Source organism: Rhizobium sp. ZW T2_16 (genome assembly GCF_044987325.1).
Classification (GTDB): domain Bacteria; phylum Pseudomonadota; class Alphaproteobacteria; order Rhizobiales; family Rhizobiaceae; genus Neorhizobium; species Neorhizobium cellulosilyticum.
Window position 1 is genome coordinate 1 of sequence record NZ_JBJDRG010000035.1, and the last position, 23,092, is coordinate 23,092.

General features: G+C 57.7%; 25 protein-coding genes and 3 pseudogenes. 9 read left to right on the forward strand and 19 right to left on the reverse strand.

Annotated features, from left to right (window positions below; all coding sequences use genetic code 11):
- Window positions 1–413, forward strand: a pseudogene (locus tag ACI3K0_RS29240) (hypothetical protein); the annotation flags it as partial.
- Here ACI3K0_RS29240 and ACI3K0_RS29245 read toward each other — a convergent pair.
- The gene (locus ACI3K0_RS29245; protein ID WP_206828907.1) at window positions 406–723 is read right to left on the reverse strand and encodes a transcriptional repressor TraM; all 318 of its coding nucleotides are present in this window, start codon (window positions 721–723) and stop codon (window positions 406–408) included. The pseudogene ACI3K0_RS29240 and the gene ACI3K0_RS29245 overlap by 8 nt on opposite strands.
- 423 nt (window positions 724–1,146) lie before the next feature.
- Here ACI3K0_RS29245 and ACI3K0_RS29250 point away from each other — a divergent pair, with 423 nt between their 5' ends.
- Entirely contained in the window at window positions 1,147–1,455 is a 309-nt protein-coding gene (locus ACI3K0_RS29250) for a DUF1778 domain-containing protein (RefSeq protein WP_206828908.1), read from the forward strand.
- On the forward strand, window positions 1,455–1,997 hold the full coding sequence (locus ACI3K0_RS29255; RefSeq protein ID WP_404946872.1) for a GNAT family N-acetyltransferase: 543 nt from the start codon (window positions 1,455–1,457) through the stop codon (window positions 1,995–1,997). Before ACI3K0_RS29250 ends, ACI3K0_RS29255 begins: the two co-directional genes overlap by 1 nt.
- Window positions 1,998–2,008: 11 nt before the next feature.
- Here ACI3K0_RS29255 and trbI read toward each other — a convergent pair whose 3' ends face one another.
- The 10 genes from trbI to trbB form a co-directional block, all read right to left on the reverse strand.
- Window positions 2,009–3,310 (reverse strand): IncP-type conjugal transfer protein TrbI, encoded by a 1,302-nt coding sequence (trbI, locus tag ACI3K0_RS29260; RefSeq protein WP_404946873.1) that lies wholly within the window; start codon window positions 3,308–3,310, stop codon window positions 2,009–2,011.
- 15 nt (window positions 3,311–3,325) lie between these two features.
- Window positions 3,326–3,772 carry a conjugal transfer protein TrbH gene (gene trbH, locus ACI3K0_RS29265; protein WP_206828911.1) on the reverse strand — a complete coding sequence of 149 codons (447 nt, stop codon included), beginning with the start codon at window positions 3,770–3,772 and terminating at the stop codon, window positions 3,326–3,328.
- 3 nt (window positions 3,773–3,775) lie between these two features.
- Window positions 3,776–4,606 carry a P-type conjugative transfer protein TrbG gene (gene trbG, locus ACI3K0_RS29270; protein WP_404946874.1) on the reverse strand — a complete coding sequence of 277 codons (831 nt, stop codon included), beginning with the start codon at window positions 4,604–4,606 and terminating at the stop codon, window positions 3,776–3,778.
- Window positions 4,607–4,621: 15 nt separating this feature from the next.
- The gene (locus ACI3K0_RS29275; RefSeq protein WP_404946875.1) at window positions 4,622–5,284 is read right to left on the reverse strand and encodes a conjugal transfer protein TrbF; all 663 of its coding nucleotides are present in this window, start codon (window positions 5,282–5,284) and stop codon (window positions 4,622–4,624) included.
- Between the two features lie 24 nt (window positions 5,285–5,308).
- A complete protein-coding gene (gene trbL, locus ACI3K0_RS29280; RefSeq protein WP_206828914.1) occupies window positions 5,309–6,487 on the reverse strand; it encodes a P-type conjugative transfer protein TrbL in 1,179 nt (392 codons plus the stop codon).
- A gap of 174 nt (window positions 6,488–6,661) precedes the next feature.
- Entirely contained in the window at window positions 6,662–7,429 is a 768-nt protein-coding gene (trbJ, locus tag ACI3K0_RS29285; protein WP_286195090.1) for a P-type conjugative transfer protein TrbJ, read from the reverse strand.
- A 34-nt stretch (window positions 7,430–7,463) separates the two neighbouring features.
- Window positions 7,464–9,899: a conjugal transfer protein TrbE gene (locus ACI3K0_RS29290; protein WP_404946876.1), complete on the reverse strand. Its 2,436-nt coding sequence runs from the start codon at window positions 9,897–9,899 to the stop codon at window positions 7,464–7,466.
- A 10-nt stretch (window positions 9,900–9,909) separates the two neighbouring features.
- The gene (locus ACI3K0_RS29295) at window positions 9,910–10,209 is read right to left on the reverse strand and encodes a conjugal transfer protein TrbD (RefSeq protein WP_183686436.1); all 300 of its coding nucleotides are present in this window, start codon (window positions 10,207–10,209) and stop codon (window positions 9,910–9,912) included.
- Window positions 10,202–10,594 (reverse strand): TrbC/VirB2 family protein, encoded by a 393-nt coding sequence (locus ACI3K0_RS29300; RefSeq protein ID WP_148148418.1) that lies wholly within the window; start codon window positions 10,592–10,594, stop codon window positions 10,202–10,204. The genes ACI3K0_RS29295 and ACI3K0_RS29300 overlap by 8 nt, the downstream gene beginning before the upstream one ends.
- A complete protein-coding gene (gene trbB, locus ACI3K0_RS29305; protein ID WP_148148417.1) occupies window positions 10,584–11,549 on the reverse strand; it encodes a P-type conjugative transfer ATPase TrbB in 966 nt (321 codons plus the stop codon). Before trbB ends, ACI3K0_RS29300 begins: the two co-directional genes overlap by 11 nt.
- Window positions 11,550–11,905: 356 nt before the next feature.
- Here trbB and ACI3K0_RS29310 point away from each other — a divergent pair.
- From ACI3K0_RS29310 to repC, 3 genes and pseudogenes are all read left to right on the forward strand, one after another.
- Window positions 11,906–12,103 (forward strand): annotated as a pseudogene (locus ACI3K0_RS29310) (plasmid partitioning protein RepA); the annotation flags it as partial.
- Between the two features lie 85 nt (window positions 12,104–12,188).
- Window positions 12,189–12,826 (forward strand): annotated as a pseudogene (repB, locus tag ACI3K0_RS29315) (plasmid partitioning protein RepB); the annotation flags it as partial.
- Between the two features lie 29 nt (window positions 12,827–12,855).
- Window positions 12,856–13,611, forward strand: a complete 756-nt coding sequence (repC, locus tag ACI3K0_RS29320; RefSeq protein WP_404946877.1) for a plasmid replication protein RepC — start codon at window positions 12,856–12,858, stop codon at window positions 13,609–13,611.
- 30 nt (window positions 13,612–13,641) lie between these two features.
- Here repC and ACI3K0_RS29325 read toward each other — a convergent pair whose 3' ends face one another.
- The 6 genes from ACI3K0_RS29325 to ACI3K0_RS29350 are packed head-to-tail and all read right to left on the reverse strand — an operon-like array spanning window position 13,642 to window position 18,145.
- Entirely contained in the window at window positions 13,642–14,412 is a 771-nt protein-coding gene (locus ACI3K0_RS29325) for an amino acid ABC transporter ATP-binding protein (RefSeq protein WP_183686440.1), read from the reverse strand.
- A 34-nt stretch (window positions 14,413–14,446) separates the two neighbouring features.
- Window positions 14,447–15,121: a 4-carboxy-4-hydroxy-2-oxoadipate aldolase/oxaloacetate decarboxylase gene (locus ACI3K0_RS29330; RefSeq protein WP_148148847.1), complete on the reverse strand. Its 675-nt coding sequence runs from the start codon at window positions 15,119–15,121 to the stop codon at window positions 14,447–14,449.
- A 17-nt stretch (window positions 15,122–15,138) separates the two neighbouring features.
- Window positions 15,139–15,870 carry an amino acid ABC transporter ATP-binding protein gene (locus tag ACI3K0_RS29335; protein ID WP_206828918.1) on the reverse strand — a complete coding sequence of 244 codons (732 nt, stop codon included), beginning with the start codon at window positions 15,868–15,870 and terminating at the stop codon, window positions 15,139–15,141.
- Complete coding sequence (locus ACI3K0_RS29340) at window positions 15,867–16,577, reverse strand: amino acid ABC transporter permease (protein ID WP_148148849.1); 711 nt, start codon at window positions 16,575–16,577, stop codon at window positions 15,867–15,869. Before ACI3K0_RS29340 ends, ACI3K0_RS29335 begins: the two co-directional genes overlap by 4 nt.
- Window positions 16,577–17,275: an amino acid ABC transporter permease gene (locus tag ACI3K0_RS29345; RefSeq protein WP_148148850.1), complete on the reverse strand. Its 699-nt coding sequence runs from the start codon at window positions 17,273–17,275 to the stop codon at window positions 16,577–16,579. Before ACI3K0_RS29345 ends, ACI3K0_RS29340 begins: the two co-directional genes overlap by 1 nt.
- Before the next feature lie 33 nt (window positions 17,276–17,308).
- On the reverse strand, window positions 17,309–18,145 hold the full coding sequence (locus tag ACI3K0_RS29350; RefSeq protein ID WP_183686446.1) for a transporter substrate-binding domain-containing protein: 837 nt from the start codon (window positions 18,143–18,145) through the stop codon (window positions 17,309–17,311).
- A gap of 125 nt (window positions 18,146–18,270) precedes the next feature.
- Here ACI3K0_RS29350 and ACI3K0_RS29355 point away from each other — a divergent pair, with 125 nt between their 5' ends.
- Complete coding sequence (locus ACI3K0_RS29355) at window positions 18,271–19,191, forward strand: LysR family transcriptional regulator (protein ID WP_206828919.1); 921 nt, start codon at window positions 18,271–18,273, stop codon at window positions 19,189–19,191.
- 52 nt (window positions 19,192–19,243) lie between these two features.
- The gene (locus tag ACI3K0_RS29360) at window positions 19,244–20,281 is read left to right on the forward strand and encodes a LacI family DNA-binding transcriptional regulator (protein ID WP_206828920.1); all 1,038 of its coding nucleotides are present in this window, start codon (window positions 19,244–19,246) and stop codon (window positions 20,279–20,281) included.
- Window positions 20,282–20,296: 15 nt separating this feature from the next.
- Here ACI3K0_RS29360 and ACI3K0_RS29365 read toward each other — a convergent pair whose 3' ends face one another.
- The gene (locus tag ACI3K0_RS29365) at window positions 20,297–21,328 is read right to left on the reverse strand and encodes an L-idonate 5-dehydrogenase (RefSeq protein ID WP_206828921.1); all 1,032 of its coding nucleotides are present in this window, start codon (window positions 21,326–21,328) and stop codon (window positions 20,297–20,299) included.
- Between the two features lie 9 nt (window positions 21,329–21,337).
- Window positions 21,338–22,282, reverse strand: coding sequence for a 2-hydroxyacid dehydrogenase (locus ACI3K0_RS29370; protein ID WP_206828922.1), 945 nt, complete (start codon window positions 22,280–22,282; stop codon window positions 21,338–21,340).
- A 92-nt stretch (window positions 22,283–22,374) separates the two neighbouring features.
- Between ACI3K0_RS29370 and ACI3K0_RS29375 the strand changes: the two genes are divergently transcribed.
- The coding region (locus ACI3K0_RS29375) for an SDR family oxidoreductase (RefSeq protein WP_404946878.1) at window positions 22,375–23,092 on the forward strand (718 nt) is incomplete at its 3' end.

The window sequence follows — 23,092 nt, forward strand, 5'->3', positions numbered from 1 at the left end:
AATCCGCGTCGGCGCTCTTCTCAACGAGTGAGCGAAGGTCCATCATGTCTTTGGTCATCGGTGGTCTTTCCATCAGGTTGTGCTTGAACAACCCAACCCTACCGGAAAATCCCGATGACCACCCTTATTCAGCTACACCATCTCCCGGGACACGATCTGCTGTCGGGCAATTGCATGCTCATATTGAGCATTTGCGGGTAAGGCCGACCATTGAGGAACAGGTTTATCTGACCCCTAAGGAGGCCACTTACCTTCGGTGGATCGAGCTTGGTAAGACCGTCGACGAGACGGCCGACCTCGAACAGGTGAAGTACAGCACGGTCCGCATCACCCTGGACGGTGCCAAGGAACGTTACAACCTAACCAACAATACGCAGTTGGTAGGACTGGCGATCCGGCGTGGCCTTATATGATTTGCGTAATCAAACCTTTTGGGGGCCGGCCCAGAATTTTCAAAAGCGTCGTCAATGCGGACATCTGCGCGTGCATTTCGATCGTTGCCTGAAGGTAGGCTAGATGTTCATTGCTCCCAGCTGCAGCACCTAATCTCTCCTCGGTAGGAAGCGCCTCAAATAGGGCTTCCGCTTTCTCTAAAAGATTGCGATGAGTTTTCATCGCTAGGGTAGTCAAATGTTCTACCACAGGCTCCGGCAAGCCTGCGAGAAGACCCACGAGGGGTCTGAGCTCGACGTCGGTGTATTTACCATTGGTTTCACCGGACAAGGACGCTCCTCCCAAAAAAGACAATGCGCGGTACCCCCCGCATTGTTCCTGACGCCTGGCGATCGGGGAGTTTGTAACCGAGCATACTCAGCCATGGACCTTTAGTTCCAAGGAACCTGGACATACGTCCACGGCTCCCCGACCATAAGTCGAGGAATTCGGCACCCTGACGGCGGACACCAGATCAGTATGCTTCGGGTTACAAAGCCCGGAGACAGCGCGTACTGCCTCGCAGGTGCTTATAGCGGTTGGCTTTTGAATCTTCCACTGCAGTTTTGTAGATGTGCTGCGAAGCCCCTCGATAGCTTGCGCTGAGCAATGGATCACAGAAAAGTGTGGTCAGAGGGCGAGGTATACCATCCCTGTTGATATGTACGCCTATATGACGTACATTTTAGAGCAGTTTCACGGCTGGGGGGATCCATGCATTCATCCAACGATATCACTGCCGACATCGATGAACCGAGCAACGCCCGGATGAACTTCCGCACCAAGCCGCGCATCAAGGATGCGATCCACCGGGCAGCGGCATTGTCTGGCATGGACGTCTCTGCCTTCACGATGAATGCGGCGTACAAGTTTGCTATCGAAACGATCGCTGCTCACGAGGCGACCATCCTCAAGTCTGCAGATCATGCGGCGTTTTTTGCAGCCCTCGACAACCCGGCTGCTCCTACAGATGCGTTGAAGAACGTCTTCAAACGTCACCGCGAGACTATCGATTCACGCTGATGCTGGAGAATGCAGAACCTACTTTCATCATTGAGCCGCTCGACCCGTCGAAGCACGATCGAGCGGCTTTCTCATGCGACGTGCCTCAGGTCGACAACTTCATCAAGAAGACGGCTAACATACTAACCATGGCAGATAACCTCCGTGTCTGGATCATGACCGAGGATGGGACCTCCATCATCGGCTTTTATGCCATCAACGCCCATTCGATCGACTACCAGGATCTTCCAGAAAAGTTCGCTCGTAATCGGCCAGGACACGGATTCATCCCTGCAGCCTATATCTCAATGATCGGCCGTGATGAGAGATTCAGGGGCGGCGGACATGGAGGTGTTCTTCTTGCCGATTGCTTGCAGCGCATAGCGCCGGTCGCTGACCAGATCGGCACGGCAATCACTGTGCTTGACGTTTTGGATTGTGGCGATGCTGAAAGAACAAGTCGACGCATGGAGCTGTACGCTGGGTACGGTTTCTTACCGTTTCCTTCGAAGCCAATGCGTATGTTTTTGCCTGTCGCGACGATAAAGCAGTTGCTCGGCTGAGTCTTCTCTACTCATCGGGTATAAAGGCCTGGGAAAATGATATCCTGGTCAACAAGTACATTGAACCTGTAGCCTGGTCTGATCGTGATCGTCGGCTGCACGCCGAGGTTTTTCGAAATCGTCTGTTCCGCAACTCGCCCAAAGGTCTCGGCAAAGTTCCGGCGCGCTGCGTCAGAGGCCGTATCTTGTGTGGCCAGCGTCGAGCTCTGGGGCATCGACATGTCGATGCCGGTTCCGATCAAGGCGATCATTGCTGCGGATCCGAACGTCCTCAGGTAGTGATTGTCGACCTTGTCCGTAAAGCCGCCATAGCCTTCAGAGTCCGTGCCAGCCATCCCACCTATCTGCAAGGTCGAGCCATTCGGGAAGATGATGTCCGTCCAGACAACTAGGGTGCGGCTTTGGCCGAAAGAGACCTTGCTATCGTAGCGGCCGAACAGCTTCGTCCCCTGTGGAACCAGCAGAACATGGCCCGTAGAACTGTCGTAGACGTTTTGGCTGACCTGCGCAGTGATACGGCCGGGCAGATCGGAATTGATCCCTGAAATCAGCGTGGCGGGAATCACGGAGCCGCGCTTGAGTTCATAGCGCGATTGCTGTGGTACAACCTGATCGGGCAAATAGCCGAGATCCTTGATGTCGGCATTGAAAAAGTCTTCCTTCGAAGCCTGGCCATTCTGATCGCCGCCTGCTCCCACCGCGCCCGCACGCAATGCCGCGGCGTAAAGGTCGGATGCTTCACCAGCCGGCTGCGCCCCCTGTTGACGGGTCGCCGCACCGGCGGTTCCAGCCCCCTTGGCTTCGACATCAGAAATATCGACTTTCAGGGGTGAGTCGAGCGCGGCACCTTTGGCCTGGAGACTTGCCATTCGCTGTCTTTGCTGCTCGCGCGCGATCTGTTCCCGTTGTTCGCGCAGCATGCGTGCGTTCCATTCTTCATCGGATTCCGTCTGCGGGCGCCGCGCCTGTTGCGGTTCTTGCCTCGCTTCCGGCTGCTTCTCCTGCACAATAACGGGCGTGGTCGTGACCGGGGTGGGTTGGAAGGCTGATGGATAGTCTCGGTCCCCGATGATGCCGTCCTTCACGCCGCGCTTCATTTGCTCGGCGAAATTGGACGCTGGAGCGTTCGCGCCGCCATCTTGCGGAGCCTGCTGCCCAAACCGGTATCCGCGCGAGGAAAGGCCGTAGACAAGGACGGCAAGGAAAAGCACCGCTATGCCAATCCCGATGAACAAGGGCATGCGGTTAAGGCGCTTCATCCCCGTGTGGTCGGAAGAAGGATTGGAATTACCAAGTTGCAGCGATTGGACCATGAGCCTCCTCCTTCGTCAGTTACGCTTCATGAGAGAAAGAGGGCTCGCAGGGACTGCGACGCCGTTGGTGATGGAATAGGCGCGGCCGAGTTCAAGAGTATCTGTCGAGAGGCGTGCCAACACCTGTCCGTCCAGGCTAGCAAGCGAATAGGCAATCTCCACCGGTTTCGCAGCATCCTTGGCGGATCCAGACTTCTCATCCGAGATGACCGAATAGCCCCAGCCCTTCAGGGCGGCCTCCAGCGCGACGGCAAAATCCGACGTATCCTTGTGCAATTTGATGGGCGTTGCGGTCGATCCCGCCTGTTCGGCGAAACGGCCGGCCATATCGCCGGCGATTGCGCTTGCCGCCGGCCCTGCGATTTCGGGCGGCGCAGCGCTAGTGGTCAGGCCATCGGACGCCGTCTGGCAGCCGGTCAATCCCATTGCTATCGCGAGCGGAAGGAGAAAGCGGGTCCGCATCGTCTACCCTCCCCGCCGAATGGTGATCTTCTGCTGTTTCCAGCCAACGCCGGAGATGAGGACGGCCTTGTCGATATTGTAGTCGACGATCATCATGTTGTTCTTCATTCGGTAGTTGACGATCCGGTTCTGGCCTCCGGAGACGACGAAGAGCACGGGTGCGTCCTGACCGGAAATCGCTCGCGGGAACTGGATGTATGTCTTCTGGCCATCCGAAAAGACCCGGCTCGGGCGCCATGGTGCGCTGCCACTCAAGGAATAGGAAAAAGCGAGCTGCTCTGGAGGCACGCCTCCTCCTGGCCCGGTCATCGCATGGATCCGGGCATTGATGTCCGAGAGTTTTGTCGCAGCGTCTTCCGGATATTCGAAACCGATGCGCGCCATGTACTGGCTCGGGTGGGACTTGAGCTGGATGTGATATGTCCTGCGCGATGTCGTCACCACCATCGAGGTGACGAGGCCCGGCTCCGACGGTTTCACGATGAGATGTATCGCCTGCCCGCCGGCCGCCCCGGAGGTTGCCGGTTCGACTTTCCAGCGGACTGTATCGCCGACCAGGACGTCGCGGACTATCTCGCCCCCTTGCAGTTCGATATCGCAGACCTGCAAGGGCGAGCAGACCACCGAGGGCTGCGTCTCGCCGAATAGAAAAATGACCTTACCGTCGTGACCGCGTGTTACGAGGCCGGCTTGCCCACGCCATTTTCCTGAAAGTGTCGTGCCTTTCACCTCATTCCTGTTCAGGCTTTGCGACCGGACCGGTTCTGCCATTGTGAGCACCGCCGCGCCTAGCAACAGAAGGCCGGCGACCGCGTTTGAAGTTTTCGTCCCCATTTCCATCCCCTGCTCCTACAGTTGCGCGGTCCAATCGAAATCGGTCACATAGACGCCGATCGGATTGAGCCGGATCGTTGCTTCGTCTTGCGGTGAGGTGATCGAGACGGTTGCGATACCGCGAAAGCGGCGGGTTGCCGTTTCCTTTCCCTTCCGATCTCGCTCATACTCGGTCCAATCGATCTGATAGGTCTGATTGGACAGCGCCACGATATTGTTGACTTCGATCGCCACGGTCGCGTTGACCGCCTTCTCGAATGGTGAGTTCCCCCGAAACCAGGCATTGATCTTCTGGGTGGAGGGATCGTATGTGCGAAGCAGGGCGTAGGTCCGGTCGATATACTGCTTCTGCACGACTGCATCCGGCGTTATCGATCGAAAGCTCGAGATGAAATTGCCAAGCGTGGCGCGAACAACGCGGGTATCGGCATATTCGATCTGCTGCGGGAAGCCGCCCGAAACGGTGTTGCCGAGTTTGTCCACTTCAACGATGTAAGGGACAAGCCTCACCTGGGTGCTCAGATAGAGCGCATAGCTGAAGCCGATCACGGCCATGCCGAGACTCAATATGCCGACGGCCCGCCAGGCGGAGGCAGCCCTCACATAGGAGCCATATCGTTCCGACCACTCCTGCCGTGCGGCAAGATACTGGTTATCCGGTGCGCGCGGCGCTGCCATTATGACCATCCTGTTTTAGAGAATCTATTTGTCCGGGCGCTCTGGTGGCGTCGGTGATGAAGATGACTTGCCACGCGCCTGATCAAGTTTTGCGTTGGCCAACCCCAGGATCGAACCTGCATAGGCCCCAGGAGATCCGATCGCCTTCTCCTTGGCTGCGGATCCCGCCGCCGATGCTCCGGCTCCGAAGCTTGCCCCCATGCCACGAAGGGCGGCTCCAGCAACCGACGATCCCCCTGCCCTCGCCGATTGCGCGGCTGAGAAGCCGGCGCCCACCGCGCCAGCCGCGAGAAACGCACCGCCGGCCGCAAACGACGCGGCCTGTCCGCCATGTCGGATGCTTTCCATGCCGCCGGAAACCGACGCACCCTGAACGATGCCCTGTATGATGTTGGGGACATACATCGCGACAATGAAGACGACGACCGCGATACCAGCGATCGCTAACGCTGTCTGGAATTGATCACCGATGTCAGTTCGATTTGCTAGTCCAATCAGGACCTCGGAGCCGATCCGAGAAATCATGACCAGCGCCATCAATTTCATACCGACTGAGAACGCATAAATCAGGTAACGGATAGCAAAATCCTTCGTGAAGGATGATCCACCCAAACCAAGCATGATCATCCCGGCGAGCAGGCCGAGATACATTTCGACCATCACAGACACGAAGATCGCGGCAACGAGCGAAAATGCCATTACCGTCACGACCATCGCAAGCGCCGCTGAAATTGCGAGTGCATTGTCCTCGAACAGGCCAAACTGCACCTTCTCGGACATCTTGGTCGCAACGGCCAAACCCGCGTTGAACACATCGGCTGGCGACGCCGAGCCTCCACCAGCGCCGATCTGAAACAGGCTATCGACGAGCACCTTCGCGAAACTCGGACCCTGCGCGAGAATGAAAGCGAAGAAGCCCACGAACATGATGCGCCGGACCAATTCGGCAAACCAACTGTCGAGGGAGGCGGCCTGAATGGCCAACCATACCGCCGCTATACCGATCTCGATCCCCGCGAGGATCCAGAAGAGCGATATCGCCGCATCCGTGACAGTCGTCTCCCATCCTTTGGCGGCAGTAGTGATCTCGCTCTGAAGAGCGGTTAGGATCGATCCCTCCTGTGCGAGCGCGGGCTGAACCGCTAACATCATGACTACGACAAGCCCGGCAATGCGCCTGATCCTTTGAAGCTTAGACGTCATGCGATCACCACTCGACCTTCATCTTCTCGCCGCCCGACGTTGGGTACTCATTCCTCGGCGCGTAGAACTTTTTGCGCCGTTCTTGTGCCGTGTGTCTCTCAGAAGCCAGCATCCAGAGCCCTGCTCCGCCGAGGGAGACGATATCGGCTGCTATAGCTATGATCAGTTTCCCTCTCACCATTCCACCTTCATTTTTTCACCGCCGGATGTTGAGGGTGCTGTCGCTTTAAAGAATTCTTCACGGCGTGCCTGGGCCAGATCCTTGTCAGTCTGTTCGCTTTGCAGCCAGGTCCCCATCAGCGTGGTCTGCTGCGAGACGATGCCTCGCAGCTTCTGCATCTGGGCAACTTGCTGAGCGGCAATCTGGTGACCGACCTGCAGCGCCTTCATCTGGCCATCTGCCGACTGCGACATCGAGCGTAGCTCGCTCATCGTGTCTTCTTCGCTATCGAACTGTTCGGCCGTCAGACTCGCGGCCTTCAGCGTGCTGGCGATCGTGTCGCGGTTGGTATTCGACCAGGTCTGATAGGTAGATGAGAAAGTATCTGCGTTTGGCAAACTGGTTTTGAGATCCGCATAACTCTTAAAGCGTTGCTTCAAGAGGTCATCGGCATTGCCCATCGAAAATGCGATGCCTTGCCCCTGATTGACGAGATTTCGCAATCGGTTCAGATCGCCTTCGACGTGGCCCCAGAAATGGCTCGGCAGCTGCGCCGTGTTTTGCAGCATATTCCCGTAGATGTTGAGCTGATTCTGGATTTGCTCGGCAAGCTGCGTGATTTGGGTGATCTGGTTTTCGATTTGGGTGGCGGACTGGCCGACCAACGAGATGAGCTCACCGTTGTTGAGAAGCTGCGTCCACTCTGTTGCCTGGCCCGTGGCCGCTCCGGCGAATGATGTGGCGGGCGTAAATGCCATGCCGAACGCGATGGCGATCGACATGATTGTTCGCCCTGCCATAGGTGACTGGTTTCGGTTATCCATGGTAAGTGATCCCCCTTTCGATAAGCCACTTCCCTGGCCATTCTGGCCCGTGGGCGGATTGCAGTGCCCGAATGCGGGCGAGGTCGGATTTTCCCGAAGCGCCGACGAATGACAGCGTGACCGGGCCGAGCGCCATATCGAACAGGCGCCGCCCATCCGGGGAGGTCACGTAATATTCGCGCTTGGGGATGGCGTTCGCGACAATCTCGATCTGTCGCTCGTTGAAGCCGATCCGCTCATAGAATTCTCTCGTGCCGGTCTCACGTGCAGCCCCGTTGGGAAGGCAGATCTTCGTCGGGCATGACTCCTTCAGAACGTCAATGATCCCCGAGCGCTCGGCATCCGAAATCGATTGCGTCGCGAGAATGACGGCGCAGTTCGCCTTACGCAGGACCTTCAGCCATTCCCGAATCTTGTCGCGGAAAACCGGGTGGCCGAGCATGAGCCAGGCTTCATCGAGAACGATGAGGCTCGGACGCCCGTCGAGACGCTTTTCGATGCGCCGAAACAGATAAGTCAGGACGGGCACTAGGTTGCGCTCGCCCATGTTCATCAATTGCTCTATCTCGAAGCACTGGAAACGGCCGAGCGTCAGGCCGTCGGATTCAGCGTCGAGAAGCTGGCCCATCGGGCCATCAACCGTATAGTGATGGAGGGCATCCTTGATCTCACGCATCTGGACCCCGCTGACGAAGTCGGACAGTGAACGACCGGACGCAGAAGCCATCAGGGCGATCTGCCTCGAGATCGCATTGCGGTGATCCGGTGTGATCGTCACGCCCTGCAGGGCGACCAAGGTCTCGACCCACTCGGACGCCCAGGCTCGGTCGCCGTCAGTCGAAAGTTCCGAAAGCGGGAAGAAGGCGAGGTTCGCCCCCTCCCCCATATCGCCACCGATCTCGTAATGGTCGCCGCCGGCAGCCAGCGTCAGCGGCAGCATGGAATTTCCCTTGTCGAAGGCGAAAATCTGGGCGTTCTCGTACCGGCAAAACTGAGCCGCAGTCAGGGCCAGCAAAGTCGATTTTCCCGAACCGGTCGGCCCGAAGATCAGCGTGTGGCCGACGTCGTCTACATGCAGGTTCAACCGAAATGGCGTTGAGCCGGAAGCCACCTGCATGAGCGGCGGCGCATCCGGCGGATAGAAGGGGCAAGTGGCCGTTGGACTGCCCGACCAGACAGAATTGAGTGGGACGAGATCAGCGAGATTACGCGTATTGATCAACGGCTCTCGAATATTGCAGTACCAGTTTCCAGGCAGGCTTCCAAGAAATGCATCGGTCGCATTCAGCGTCTCAATCCGGGCGCCAAATCCCTCGGCCTGGATCAAACGACGGACAGCTTCGGCTTTCTCCTGAAGGATTGCGCGGTTTTCGTCGAACAGGATGATGACAGGCGTGTAGTAGCCATAGGCGACAAGCTGCGATGATGCCTCGGCAATTGCATCCTCGGTCTCCGCCACCATCGACATGGCATCCTGATCGACGGATCGGGATTGCGTCTGAAACAGCTGATCGAGAAACGGCCGAACTTTCTGTTGCCACTTCTTGCGGGTCCGCTCAAGGCGCTGCTTGGCCTCTTCAGCATCGAGGAAGATGAAGCGAGACGACCAGCGATAGGTGAGCGGCATGAGGTTGAGGCTATTGAGAATACCTGGCCAGCTCTCGGCCGGAAGGCCGTCGATCGCGATCACGCCGAGAAATCTGCTTTCGATGCGTGGCGTCAGGCCATGCTCCAGTTCGGCAGTCGCCAGCCAGTCGAGATACATGGGGATTTCCGGCAGCCGCACCGGATGGTTCTCGCCGGTGATCGCGAAGCGGATGAATTGAAAGAGCTCGTCATAGCGCGCGATACGTTGACCGCCTCTCTCGCGTGCTTCACGGGTCTGCATTCGCTGCACCGAGACGACATTGCCTAGATACTGCTCGATCTCGCGGATTGAGCGCCGGAAGGTTTCCAGCACTGTTTCCGCATAGCTAGCCGTCCGGCTTTCGGTGTCGGAATAGATGTATCTCGTGAGACCACTGCGGCGTCTCTCCGGCGGCCGGTAAGTCAGGATCAGGGCATGCCGGCTTTCGAAGTGGCCCTGCTCGCGTCCAAAATGCCTGCGGCGTTCATCATCGATCATCGCGGTAACAGCGTCTGGAAAGTAACTCCGATCAGACGAAGGATAGTCGATGGTCGGAACGCGCACGGCTTCCACCTGAATCATCCAGCCGGACCCGAGGCGGGAGAGAATGGCGTTGATCTGCCGGGACAGTTCGTTGCGCTCGAAGTCGGTCGCGCTCTCCGAATCCGGACCGGCGAAATACCACCCGGCCATCAGGCTCCCGTCCTTCAAAAGCAGGATGCCGTTATCGACTAGGCCGGCATATGGGACGAGATCGGCGAAGGACGGGCCGGTCGATCGAAAGGCGCGCAGTGCCACCATCTTGGAAACCTCAGTAGCTTCGCCAGGGGGAGGATGTCGGCAGGTAGTGCGCGCGGTAGCGCATGTGGCGCACATATACCTGCCGCATCACCGGGTCGGATTTCGCCATCATCCGCAGCGCGCCAACAACGACGATCCAGATCGCAACACCGAAAAGGGCAGAATAAAGCGTGAGCACCACGAAGATCAGGATCACCGAGGCGAGCCCCGCCAAGAGCACCAGTTCTCGATCCGCTCCCATCAAAAGGTTCGGGCGCGAGAGCGCGCGATGAATGCGATTGCGATGGAGCGCGGAGCCGGCGTCAGCCATTGGCCCTCTCCTCTCTCGCTGGCTCCGATCCAAGTGGCGGGTTCGTTTGGTCGGCGACTGTAGAAATCCCGATCGATGCACCGGTCGCCCCGAAGAGACCGACAATTGTCGTTGCGCCGAGCAGGATGCCGGCAACGAGCACTACATACATGAGGCGCCGCGCGAAATCGTTGAGCTCGCCGCCGAAGATCAACATGCCGCCGGCGATCGCAACGGCGGCAAGTGCGATATAGCCGGCAACCGGGCCAGTGATTGATTCCTGGATCTGCTGGAGCGGTCCTTCCCATGGCAGACTGCCGCCCGAGCTGGCAAGCGCCGGCCCGACGATCGATGCGCCGAAGATGGCTGCGAGAATTCCCAAACGGAGCAGACGATTATGCGGCATGGCTGTCCTCATCGATTTGTGGATAATGTTCAGTCTGGTAGCGGGAACCGGTGAAGCCCTCGACATGAAGGACTTCCCTCACACGCCGTCCGCGGCCGGCGCGCTCAATCGAGATCACCAGATCGACCGCTTCACCGATGACAGCTTGCATCGACTGTTGGCTCGCCTCGGCGGTCAGTTGCTCAAGGCGGCGCAGCGCCGACATCGCCGTGTTGGAATGGATTGTCGTCACACCGCCCGGGTGGCCGGTGTTCCAGGCCTTGAGTAACGTGAGAGCGGCCCCATCGCGCACCTCCCCGACAATGATCCGGTCAGGACGCAAGCGCATCGTGCTCTTGAGAAGCCTAGCCATATCGATGGCGTCGCTCGTATGGAGGCTGACGGCATTTTCCGCTGTGGACTGGATTTCGGTAGTGTCCTCAAGGATGACCATACGGTCATCGGGCGCCGATTTGACAACTTCGGCGATGACAGCGTTCGCGAGCGTCGTCTTCCCGGACCCTGTACCGCCTGCGATGACGATGTTGAGCCGATTGGCGATAGCGCTTCGGATGATTGAACGCTGTGCTTCCGTCATGATGCCTGTGGTGACGTAATCGTCGAGCGGAATCAGGTGCGACGCGCGCCGCCGGATGGTGAAAGTGGGAGAGTTGACGACGGGAGGGAGGAGCCCCTCGAAACGGTGGCCACCCATAGGAAGCTCACCGGAGATGATGGGGCGCTCTCCATCGGCCTCGGATTGCAGAGAGTGAGCAACGGAGCCGATCACCGTTTCCGCGGCTGCCGGCTCCATCTTGCCCGCCGGGGCGACACCGTGCCCGAGCCGTTCGATGAACAGCTTGCCATCGGGATTGAGCATGATCTCGACGACGGTTGGGTCGTCGAGGGCAACACATAAGCGCTCACCAAGCGCGTTCTGCAGTTTCCGGACAAGGCGGTAGTGCGATTGAAGCATTGATGAGATCGTCCCCTCGTTTGAATATGCGTGGAGACAAACCGTGAGCAGGCTGTGTTGTCGAGGTGCAAATTTGCACCTCGCGAGTTGGGAGGGCTACCAATGTTGCCGCAATTCTATCGCCCTAGAAGTGCAATCAAGCGTCAAAGTCGTTTTAACGAAGCTGCCCGATGCTGCCAAGCAAGAGCCTAATTTCTAAAGGATTTATCGACACTTGGTGGAGCTGCAGTGATTGCATTAAGTTATCGTTAACCAAAAATCTCTCGCTCGCCGTTAGAAATCAGAGCTTAGTGCCAATGGCGAAACTTTGCAGGTTTTGCGGAAAATATCGCCACTGGTAGGGAATGGATTTTGGGATGGCGAAGAGCGCCGTAAAAGCAGCACCGGCAATAGAAGGTCAGACGGCCTTGATGGAGAGGCACGCCGACGCGTTGCCTACGCAATTGCAAGCCCATCACCTCAAGGTCTTTCCGCCAACTGCTGAAAAAGGCATTCGCTCCTTCGGTCCATCAGAGGCTGCTAAACTCCTCGAAATTGGGGAAACGTATCTCCGCGCAAACTGCTACTGGCCCATGAGGCGATGAATGCAGTTCACGATTAAATCGAAGGTCTAATCAAGAAAGCGTGGGGTAGGTCTGCATGAGCCGCAAGCACATCCTTGGCGTAACAACAGACAACGCAGTTACACACGTAACGGACAGCCGTGCCGCAAGACCTCGCGCGATGCCGCTCCTTGGAGTTGCACGTAAGGAGCGCGATCCTGCGCCCAAGTTAACGGCAAACATTGGCAATGCGCTTCCCGAACAGAACGACCGTTTGGGACGTGCAGAAGATATTGAGCGTCGGCTCTCGGAAGGCCAAACGGTTGTCGATCTGGACGCGGGAACAATTGAACCATCGTTCGTTCAAGAACGTATGTCAGGGGACATATCCGGCTTACTCGCGTCCATCAAGGATCAGGGGCAGCAGGTTCCCATCCTGGTCAGACCGCATCCTGATCAACCAGGTCGCTACCAAGTAGCATTCGGCCATCGCCGTCTTCGTGTCCTTGCGGAACTTGGTTTGCCAGTCAAGGCTATCGTTCGCGAACGAGCGATGAACAGCTTGTGGTCGCTCAAGGACAAGAGAACAACGAGCGGGAAGATCTTAGCTTTATTGAGAAGGCTCGCTTTGCACACCAACTGAATAAGCAATTTCCTCGAGAAATCGTGATTGCCGCGATGTCGGTCGATAAGAGCAACCTCTCAAAGATGCTTCATCTCGTCAATTGTGTCCCCGAGATTGAGCCAGTCAAAAAAGCTGACAAGTGGAAGATCTTTCGCGACACGTCGGTCCCCTACGAAAAGCTTGGCTTCAGTCCAGCAGCCCCGCTGTTCTCGATGCTCTCTTAAGTTTCTACCCGGAAAATGAACTCCGACACGATGCACAGATGATCGTCTTTCCATCGAATATCCAATTGTGCCTTCGAGCTCACAGAATGGTGCCATTTGCGGCGCTGGTTGAAGCCGGACTAATCATTCGCAGAGATAGCCCCAACGGCAAGCGGTATGCCCGTAGGGACAGAAGCGGCGATATTGAAACGCGCTTTCGGTTTCGACCTGTTCCCCCCTGCTCTCTCGTTCCGAGGAGCTGGCGTTTTTTTCCCAAGAAGTTGCCGCGGAACGTGAAGCGTTCCAGAGAGCAAGAAACCCTCACGATAAGCCGGTGTGATTGCCGAAAGCTCATAAGCGCGGCTCTGGAGGAGGGCGCGTCAGGCGACTGGGCGGGGATAGAAGACGCATACCTATCGCTGGTCTCCAAGATTCCTCGATCGCCAATCTTAGCGGATCTGCTTGATCTTCGTGATGAGTTGGATCTGCTCCGTGAAGAGGTAGTCAACAGATTGAAAGTTCGCATGAATGCAGAAAATTGTAGCAGCAATGATGCTCTTGGTGAGCAGCACACACAGAATTCAAAACCAGAATCTACAATTGAATTTGAACCAACCTCCGAGAAAGAGCAGGGAGCGAAAACTGTGCCTGACAAGCTCAGGCAGACATGTTCTCACCGCTCGCATTGCTAGCTTTCGTTCGTGCACTGCAACGTTTAAAAATCAGTGCAGGATCTGGCTGAGGAAGAGTTTGGTGCGCTCGTGCTGCGGATTGTCGAAGAACTCGGCCGGCGAGTTCTGCTCGACGATCTGGCCCTGGTCCATGAAGATGACGCGGTTTGCGACCTGGCGGGCAAAACCCATCTCATGGGTCACGCACAGCATGGTCATGCCTTCTTCGGCAAGCGAGACCATGGTGTCGAGCACTTCCTTGACCATTTCCGGGTCGAGCGCCGAGGTCGGTTCGTCGAACAGCATGATCTTCGGCTTCATGCAGAGCGAGCGGGCGATCGCCACGCGCTGCTGCTGGCCGCCGGAGAGCTGGCCCGGATATTTGTTCGCCTGTTCCGGGATCTTGACGCGCTTCAGATAGTGCATCGCGATTTCTTCGGCTTCCTTCTTCGGCATCTTGCGGACCCAGATCGGTGCAAGCGTGCAGTTTTCCAAGATGGTCAGGTGCGGGAAGAGGTTGAAGTGCTGGAACACCATGCCGACTTCGCGGCGCACCTCGTCGATCTTCTTCAGATCGTTGGTAAGCTCGATATTGTCGACGAGGATATTGCCCGACTGATGTTCTTCCAGCCGGTTGATGCAACGGATCATCGTCGACTTGCCGGAGCCCGAAGGCCCGGCAATGACGATACGCTCGCCCTTCATCACCTTCAGATTGATGTCGCGCAGCACGTGGAAATCACCATACCACTTGTTCATGCCGATGATTTCGACTGCAACCTCGGTCGAGGAAACGGTCAGTTTTTTCAGTGCTGCGCTCATGTCATATCCAAATGGTGTGTGTTCTGGCTGGAGCTCAGGCTTCGACCACGAGACCCTTCGCCTTCAGGACCGGCTCGAGCTTGCTGACTTCGATCACCGATTTTCCGGCCTTGTAGGCTTCGATGAAACCGGCTTCGGCGTCTTCGCGCTCCTGAGACAGCTTTGCCGCTTCGGCCACTTCGCTGCGGCGAACGACGACCAGACCATCGGCATCACCGATGATCACGTCACCCGGATTGATGATCTCGCCGCCGACGATGATGCTGTCATTCGTCGTGCCAATCGTTTCCTTGACCGTACCCTTGATGCAGGTGCTGAGCGAGAAAACTGGGAAACCGAGTTCGCGAAGCTGCAGCGTGTCACGAACGCCGGTATCCGTAACCAGGCCGCCGATGCCCTTGGCAAGGCAGGCATTGGCCAGAACGTCGCCGAACGAACCTGCTTCTTCGTATTCACCCGCCGAAACGACGATGATGTCGCCGGGCTTGGCATAGTTGATCGCTAGTTGCAGCATGATGTTGTCGCGCGGCGAGGATTTGACCGTGAAGGCCGGTCCACAGAGTTTCATGCGGTAATCGACCGGCTTCAGCCGCGACGACAAGGCGCCCCGACGGCCCTGTGCTTCGTGAATGGTGGCGGGCGAAAATTTTGCCAGTGCATCAATGTCCGACTTGCTCGGGCGGGCGGGAATATCCTTGATATGGACCATGTTTTGCTCCTGTGATTTCAATGATTTTTACGAACAGCCGAAAGGAAGTTGCGAACATCGTGATGGGCATCGTCCGAAAAGAATGCGGTGGGTTCGGCGTCGAAGGTCAGCGTGCCGTTGCGCAGGAACCAGATGCGATCCGCCACTTCGCGGGCGAAACCCATTTCGTGGGTGACGCACATCATGGTGATGCCATCGGCCGATAGTTCCCTCAGCAATTTCAGCACCTCACCGACCATTTCCGGATCGAGCGCGCTGGTCGGCTCGTCGAGAACAAGCACTTCCGGCTTCAGGATCAGCGAGCGCGCAATCGCGACGCGCTGAGACTGACCACCGGAAATGTCGGCGGGAAGCGAATGTGCCTTGTCGGCGAGCCCTACCCGCTCCAGCATCTGCATTGCCACAGGCCGAGCTTGGGCACGCGATTGCTTGCGGATGCGCAACAGCGGCAACATGACGTTTTCCACGACCGAGAGATGCGGAAAAAGATTGAACTGCTGGAAGACGAAGCCGATGCCGCTGCGCAGCACGTTGACGTCGATATCCTTCGCGTAGATGTCATGCCCGGCCAACGTGATCTTGCCCTGCTGGATGGGTTCCAGCCGGTTGACGGTGCGGATCAGTGTCGACTTGCCGGAGCCGGAAGGGCCGCAGAGAACGGTCGTGGTTCCCTTGGCTACCGTCGCATTGACATCGCGCAGCACCTGCAAGGCACCGAACCACTTGGAAACGTTTTGGAACTTGATCATGCTACGGCCTCCACAACGACCTGCCCCGTTCTGCGGGACGAAATGCGGCGTTCCAGCCAATTTGTTGCCTGGCTGAGAGCGAAGCAAAGGACGAAATAGACCGCAGCGAGGATGCCGAAGATCTGCAGCGGCTTGGTCACCTCGTTGGAATTGACCTGCAGCATGACATATGAGAGTTCCGAGACAGCGATGATCGAGCCGAGCGAGGATTCCTTGATGATCGTTGTCAGCTGATTGACGATGCCCGGAATGACATTGAAGATCGCCTGCGGCAGGATGATCCTGAACATGGTCGGGATATAGCCGAGGCCGAGCGCTGCGGCGGCTTCCCGCTGCCCCTTCGGCAGGCCCGTGATACCAGCCGCGATGATCTCACCCAGATAGGCCGTTTGATAGATGACGATGGCGACGATTAGCGTGAAGGCAGCATCTATCGGAAAGCCGATGATCATCGGCACGGCGAAATAGGCCCAGAAGATCAGCATCAGCAGCGGAATGGCGCGAACGCTGTGAACGAAACCGTTGGCAATCGACTGGATGATGCCAGGTTTTCCGGTTCTGGCGAGTGCGATGAGAACTGCGCAGGGAAATGTCACGATGAGGCTGACGAAGGAGATGATCAGCGTCATCGCCAGTCCGCCGAGCTTGCCGTGCGGATATTCGCCGATCAGCAGCAGAAGCCAGTATTCCTGAATGATTTCCAGCATTACTTCACCCTCAGCTCATATCGCTTGGAGAGGATTGACGAGAGCCACATGATCGCAAATGAGATGAGCATGTAGATCGCCGTGGCGATGCCGTAGGCCTCGAAAATGCGGAAGGATTGCTCCTCGATATAACGGGCCTGGTAGCTGAGCTCGGCAACACCGATGGCGGCGGCAAGGCTGGTACCCTTGAAGAGAATGAGGGTCTGCCCGAGCAGCGCCGGGAGCGCCAGGCGCCAGGCCTGCGGCAGGATCACCCAGGTCATGGCACCGAGATAGGTCAGTCCGATCGAGCGCGCCGCTTCCATCTGCGCCGGATGGATGGAGCGCAGACCGCTGCGGAAATCCTCGGACATATACGCCGCCTTGTTCAGGGCCAGCGCCACGATGGCATATCCGATCTCCGCCCCGATATCGTTCAGATAATCGTTGACCGCATCCGGCAGGACGACGGCAAAACCGAAATACCAGACGAACAGCTGGATCAGCATCGGCACGTTGCGATGATATTCAACGAAGGCAGCGACCAGAAACTGTGTCGGCTTGAACTCGATCGCTCGAATGACGGTCAATACGACCGCCAGAACCAGACCGATAATCCAGGAGAAAACGAAGACCACCATCGTGGCCTGGAGACCCTCCAGGATGAGTTCGAGATACTCACCCTGCAGGACCTTACCAAAGTCGAATTGGTAACCCATGAAAGTTGACCTGTATGCAGTATGCGGAGGAGATCAGTTCGTAAACCAGGTTTCCTGGGGTTTGCCGAACTCGAACTTGCGCGTGGCCTTCAGGTCAGAATCCTTGCCCAGCCACTTGTCGTAAAGCTTCTGGCCTTCCCCATTGGTCTCCAGTTCGGCGAGGAATGCGTTCGCCTGCTTGACCAGTTCCGGCGATCCCTTACGGAAGCCGAAACCGGACGGCATGGAGAGAAGCGGTTCGTCAAGGAAGCGCAGTCCCTTGATCTCGGAGCCGGCATTACGCTGCACGGCCTTGCCTTCGGAATAACGATAGACGGTCGCCTTCACCTTGCCCTGCTGCAGGGCGAGGAAGGATGCGGCACTCGTTTCGAACGAGAGGATGCGGGCATCCGGAAGGCGCTTTTCCGTTAGGGGGATCAGGACCGAGCCCTTTACCAGCCCGATGCGCTGGCCGGAAAGGTCGGCAACAGTCTTGATATCAGACTGATCAAGCACGACGAAATTGAAGTCCTCGGCAATATAGGCGCCGCTGAAATCCACCTGCTCGGCGCGTTCCTTGCTGTAGCTCAGAAGCGATGAAAGGATGTCTACGCGTCCCTGGGTCAGTTCGGCCATTCGGGTCTGTGGCGAGACGGCGGTCATCTTGGCGCTGACGCCGAGATATTTTGCGAACATACGGCAAATCTCGATCTCGTAACCGTTAGGCTCACGGGTCTTGGGGTCCTGGAAACCAAGCGGCGGCGAGTTCGTCAGAACACCGCAGTTCAGAACTCCAGCCTTCTTGATGTCATCCAGCTGCTCGGCAGCGGCGACATTTGAAAACAACGCAGCGCCGATCGCGGCTAGCGTCATAAGACGAGCAAATTTCATAGTGTCCTCCTTTTAACAGCGCTTCCTCTCGCTGCATGGAAAACCTAGGCCAAGCTCGATATTCGAACAAATATATATTGCAGATACGTACTATATCTTTACGGTATAGAAAGTGGAGGGGATGCATGGTTCTCGATCTTTTAAAGATGCGCTATTTTGCCAAGATTGCGGAAGTGGGGTCCTTCACCAGGGCATCACGGGAACTGGGTGTCGCTCAACCGCCGCTGAGCCTGCACATGCGCTCGCTGGAGGACTATCTGGGCGTCCAGCTTCTCAACCGTACATCCCGCGGAGTGATACTTACCGATGCGGGACAGACGCTGCTCTCTCACGCCCAGTCGATCCTGCGCGCGGTCGAGCAGGCTGAGGCGGAAACCAGACAACAGGATCTGACGCCGAGGGGAGATGTCTCGCTTGGCATGCTGAGCTCGCTCTCCCCGATTCTCTCCGTTCCCGTGTTGGAAAGCTGCGAGAAGATGTTTCCGCAGATCCGCCTGACGATCAGCGAGGGCGACAGCCAGACGTTGAGAGCTGCGATCGACACGCATCTGCATGATCTTGCCATCAATCTCGTTGATGTCGCCAAGGCAAGTTCCCTGCCCCTTTTCGACGAGCGGCTTTATGCCGTGGGAAGGATCGGCAGCTTTGACGACATAACCGGGCAGATGTCGGTCGAGGACGCACTTTCTCTGCCGCTGATCATGCCGACCCGTCGTCACGGCATTCGTGTCCTGCTTGAACGGCAGGCTTTGATGCTGGGCCGCGACCTCAACATTGTGCGCGAGATCGAGGGCTTGGCTAGTACCAGGGCTGCCATTCGCGCAGGCCTGGGCTTTGCCATCCTCGGCAGGGGTGCCGTGTATACGGATATGCAGCAGGGAAACCTTGCCGCAATTCCCCTCTCCGCCCCCATACTCTCGCGCCGCCTCATACTCGACATGCCGGTCAACCACCCCCCGACCCGCGCGATGATCGAGGTACGGAACATTCTGACATCGGTGATAAAGACGCTGGGCCAAGAAGGGCATTGGACATGCTTGCCTTGACACGCGCCCGAAAGCACCCTTTCAGCTGGATCATCCCGTAACAGGAGAAAAGATGTCGATCGAGCAGGAGCCCCGACCAACCGAAGCCGGTAATGGTCCACCGACAATGGCGGATGTCGGGCGAGTTGCCGGCGTATCCGCGATGACGGTGTCGCGTGCCCTCAAGGGCAATTCCTATATCGCCAGGGGCACGTTCGAGCGCATCATGGCGGCAGTTGACCAGCTTGGTTACGTTCTAGATCAGTCGGCCGGTACCCTGTCTTCACGCCGTAGCGGCTTCATCGCCGCAATCGTCCCCTCAATCGACAATTCGAACTTCGCCGACACCGCACGCGGGATTACCGATGCGCTTGCGCAGACAAGCATGCAGCTGCTCCTCGGCTACACGAATTATTCGGTCGAGCGCGAGGAAGAGCTGATTGAATCCATGCTGCGGCGTCGGCCAGAAGGTATCATCCTGACGGGCGGGGAACATACGTCGCGTGCACGGTCGATGCTTGCAAATGCCGGTATTCCGGTGATCGAGACCTGGGATGTGCCGGAAAACCCAATTAATGCCGTCGTCGGTTTCTCCAACGCCGATGCGATGGAAGCACTTGTCGACACTCTCGTCCCCCAAGGCTATTCGCGTTTCGGCTTCATCATTGGGACCGAAGCTTCCGATGCACGCGGGCGTCAGCGTCATATCGGGTTTGACCGCGCCCTGCTGCGGCATGGCCTGAGCAGCCACAGAGTTGTATCGGTGGAGTCCACGCCAATGCGCATGGCGCATGGAGCAGAAGCTATCCGCCAGTTGCTTCGCAATTTTGCGGACACCGATATTGCTATCTGCGTCGGCGATCTCCCCGCTTTCGGCGCAATGACGGAATGCCGTAGAATGGGGCTTTCTGTGCCGGGAGACATCGCCATCGCCGGCTTTGGTGATTACGAGATCGCTTCGATATCTGAACCCGGAATAACCACCGTCAATGTCGACAGCTACGGGATAGGCGCGCAGGCAGCCGGGCAGATGATTGCCATGCTTGAAAAGCGCAGCACCGCCGCGACCATCAAGACGAGCTATCAGGTGCTGCTTCGCGGCAGCACCTGATAGGTTTCATTCGGCTCAGAAGCTGAGCTGGACCTTCATCGAACGGCCGCGATCCCCCGCAACCTCGAATGCCTTAACCGCATCAGCGACCGGGTAGATCTCTGACAGGAGTGGTGAGAAATCGACGCGCTTCTGGTTGATGAGGTCGACCGCCTGGCCGAATTCCTCGTGGAAGCGGAACGTGCCCTTCACCTCGATTTCCTTGGCGACGATCGTGTTCTGCGGCAGCGAGATATCACCGCCGAGGCCAAGCTGGACGAGAATGCCGCGAGGCTTCAACACCTCCAGGCCTGAGCGGACGGCGCGTTCATTGCCAGAGGCCTCGAAGTGAACGTCGAAATAGCCCTTGTTGGCCGTGTAGGCGTTGAGAGCATCGGGGTGTGACGCGGTGTTGATGGCACGGTCGGCGCCGATCGCCTTCGCTTTTTCCAGCACGGCATCCATGATGTCGGTCGCAACCACTTCGCGTGCACCATGCAGGCGGGCGGCGATGATCGACAGGACGCCGATCGGACCGCAGCCGGTGACCAGAACCCGCTTGCCCTGAAGCGAACCGGCGCGTGAGACCGCGTGCAGGGTCACGGCAAAGGGCTCGGCGAAGGCCGCCTCGTTGATGGAAATGCCTTCGTTCACCTTGTGGCACTGCCAGGCTTCGGCCACTAGGCGCTGGCGGAACGCGCCCTGGATATGCGGCATGGGCATGGCGCTGCCGTAAAAGCGCATGTTGAGGCAGTGGTTCTGCTGGCCCTTGAGGCAATAATCGCAGTTATTGCAGGGACGGCTCGGCGATACGGCAACACGATCGCCGACCGCAAGATGGGAGACGCCGCTTCCAAGCGCGACCACACGACCGGCAACCTCATGTCCAAGGATCATCGGCTCACGGACGCGCACGGTGCCGAAGCCACCATGATTGTAATAATGCAGGTCGGAGCCGCAGATACCTCCGGCTTCGATGGCGATATCCAACTGTCCCGCACCGGCGGCCTCGACTTCGCGTTCCTCGACCCTGAGATCCTTGGCGGAATGAATGACGACAGCTTTCATGACACGACCTCAGATGACCGGAGTGGAAAGGGGCTGGCCGGCAAAATGCGCTGCCAGATTGTCGCGTACAAGCTTGCCCATCGCCTTGCGCGTCTCGATCGTGCCGGACGCATGATGCGGCTGCAACAACACGTTTTCGAGCTTGAGGAAGCGCGGGTCGAGATTGGGTTCGCCATCGAACACATCAAGCGCTGCCGAACCTAGCCTACCGTTTTCAAGCGCGTCCAGAAGCGCCGATTCATCAATATTGGAGGCGCGTGAAATGTTGATCAGCATGCCTTCCGGCCCGAGAGCCTCGATCACCGGCTTGGAGACGATATGCCGCGTGGCAGCGGATGCCGCCAGCGTCACGAACAGGAAATCCGAATGTTCGGCAAGTGCCACCGGATCGGCAATGAACGTCATGCCCTCGGCATAGGACTTTTCGGAGACGTCGCTATAGGCGATATCCATATCGAAACCGCGCAGGCGCTTGGCGACCTCGAAACCGATGCGGCCAAGGCCGAGAACACCGGCCTTGCGGCCCCAGACCTTGCGCTTAAGCGGGTAAAGTCCCTTGGCGGCCCAGCTTCCGTCCTTCACCCACTGCTCGGCGCCGATCATGCCGCGCGACTGGCAGAGCATCATAGCGACGCCGAGATCGGCAACGTCGTTGGTAAGCACATCGGGTGTGTTGGTGACGCGGATACCGCGTTCGCGGCAGGCGTCCAGATTGACCGCGTCATATCCTACCCCGTAGACCGAAACGATCTTCAGATTTGGCAACCTGCCGATCAGCTCCGCCGAGGCGCCAAGTTCACCACGCGTAGCAATTGCCGTTACCTGGCTGGCTTCATTGGCGATGAAGGCGTCTCGATCGCTGGCTTCATAGAGCTTCTTCACATCGTAGCTCTTTTCGAGCTCAACCATATCCCACTCCGGATAGGGGCCGATGACGAGGATTTGTGGCTTCATTTCTCACTCCCGCGTTTTGTTTTCGATTGCATATGTTATCGATAACATCTATGTCAACTTCAAAGACGCTTATGAACCGGGAGGAATTTCTGATGTCATTTCCGCTGTTCGATCTGACGGGTAAAACCGCGCTGATCACCGGCTCCAGCCAGGGCATCGGCCTGGCACTCGCTCGCGGCCTTGCCGAACACGGCGCTACAGTCATTCTCAACGGCCGCGATGAGGCGAAACTGGCTGACGCACAAAAACAGCTTTCCGCCGATGGCTTTACCGTTCACGCCGTCGCATTCGATGCGACCGACCAGGCCTCGGTTGCGGCAGGTGTCGCTCGCATCGAAGCGGAGATCTGCGCGATAGACATTCTCATCAACAATGCCGGCATGCAGTATCGTTCCCCGCTGGAAGACTTTCCGGCCGACAAGTGGCAGCAGCTTCTGACCACCAACATTTCCAGCGTGTTTTATGTCGGTCAGGCTGTCGCCCGCCACATGATCGCCCGCGGTCACGGCAAGATCATCAACATCGCCTCGGTGCAGAGCGAACTTGCCCGTCCGGGCATTGCGCCGTACACGGCCACCAAGGGCGCGGTCAAAAACCTCACCAAGGGCATGTCCACCGACTGGGCCAAGCACGGCCTGCAGGTCAATGCGATTGCGCCGGGCTATTTCAAGACACCGCTCAACCAGGCACTGGTCGACAATCCGGAATTTTCCGCATGGCTGGAAAAGCGCACGCCGGCTGCCCGCTGGGGCAATGTCGATGAACTGGTCGGCGCGGCCGTCTTCCTGTCGGGCAAGGGTTCCTCTTTCG

Bases quoted from the DNA above. Each gene is read 5' to 3' on its own strand.
- ACI3K0_RS29250 (WP_206828908.1), top strand. From the start codon at position 1,147: ATGCATTCATCCAACGATATCACTGCCGACATCGATGAACCGAGCAAC.
- ACI3K0_RS29255 (WP_404946872.1), top strand. From the start codon at position 1,455: ATGCTGGAGAATGCAGAACCTACTTTCATCATTGAGCCGCTCGACCCG.
- trbI (WP_404946873.1), bottom strand. From the start codon at position 3,310: ATGGTCCAATCGCTGCAACTTGGTAATTCCAATCCTTCTTCCGACCAC.
- trbH (WP_206828911.1), bottom strand. From the start codon at position 3,772: ATGCGGACCCGCTTTCTCCTTCCGCTCGCGATAGCAATGGGATTGACC.
- trbG (WP_404946874.1), bottom strand. From the start codon at position 4,606: ATGGGGACGAAAACTTCAAACGCGGTCGCCGGCCTTCTGTTGCTAGGC.
- ACI3K0_RS29275 (WP_404946875.1), bottom strand. From the start codon at position 5,284: ATGGCAGCGCCGCGCGCACCGGATAACCAGTATCTTGCCGCACGGCAG.
- trbL (WP_206828914.1), bottom strand. From the start codon at position 6,487: ATGACGTCTAAGCTTCAAAGGATCAGGCGCATTGCCGGGCTTGTCGTA.
- trbJ (WP_286195090.1), bottom strand. From the start codon at position 7,429: ATGTCGATCGCCATCGCGTTCGGCATGGCATTTACGCCCGCCACATCA.
- ACI3K0_RS29290 (WP_404946876.1), bottom strand. From the start codon at position 9,899: ATGGTGGCACTGCGCGCCTTTCGATCGACCGGCCCGTCCTTCGCCGAT.
- ACI3K0_RS29295 (WP_183686436.1), bottom strand. From the start codon at position 10,209: ATGGCTGACGCCGGCTCCGCGCTCCATCGCAATCGCATTCATCGCGCG.
- ACI3K0_RS29300 (WP_148148418.1), bottom strand. From the start codon at position 10,594: ATGCCGCATAATCGTCTGCTCCGTTTGGGAATTCTCGCAGCCATCTTC.
- trbB (WP_148148417.1), bottom strand. From the start codon at position 11,549: ATGCTTCAATCGCACTACCGCCTTGTCCGGAAACTGCAGAACGCGCTT.
- ACI3K0_RS29325 (WP_183686440.1), bottom strand. From the start codon at position 14,412: ATGAGCGCAGCACTGAAAAAACTGACCGTTTCCTCGACCGAGGTTGCA.
- ACI3K0_RS29330 (WP_148148847.1), bottom strand. From the start codon at position 15,121: ATGGTCCATATCAAGGATATTCCCGCCCGCCCGAGCAAGTCGGACATT.
- ACI3K0_RS29335 (WP_206828918.1), bottom strand. From the start codon at position 15,870: ATGATCAAGTTCCAAAACGTTTCCAAGTGGTTCGGTGCCTTGCAGGTG.
- ACI3K0_RS29340 (WP_148148849.1), bottom strand. From the start codon at position 16,577: ATGCTGGAAATCATTCAGGAATACTGGCTTCTGCTGCTGATCGGCGAA.
- ACI3K0_RS29345 (WP_148148850.1), bottom strand. From the start codon at position 17,275: ATGGGTTACCAATTCGACTTTGGTAAGGTCCTGCAGGGTGAGTATCTC.
- ACI3K0_RS29350 (WP_183686446.1), bottom strand. From the start codon at position 18,145: ATGAAATTTGCTCGTCTTATGACGCTAGCCGCGATCGGCGCTGCGTTG.
- ACI3K0_RS29355 (WP_206828919.1), top strand. From the start codon at position 18,271: ATGGTTCTCGATCTTTTAAAGATGCGCTATTTTGCCAAGATTGCGGAA.
- ACI3K0_RS29360 (WP_206828920.1), top strand. From the start codon at position 19,244: ATGTCGATCGAGCAGGAGCCCCGACCAACCGAAGCCGGTAATGGTCCA.
- ACI3K0_RS29365 (WP_206828921.1), bottom strand. From the start codon at position 21,328: ATGAAAGCTGTCGTCATTCATTCCGCCAAGGATCTCAGGGTCGAGGAA.
- ACI3K0_RS29370 (WP_206828922.1), bottom strand. From the start codon at position 22,282: ATGAAGCCACAAATCCTCGTCATCGGCCCCTATCCGGAGTGGGATATG.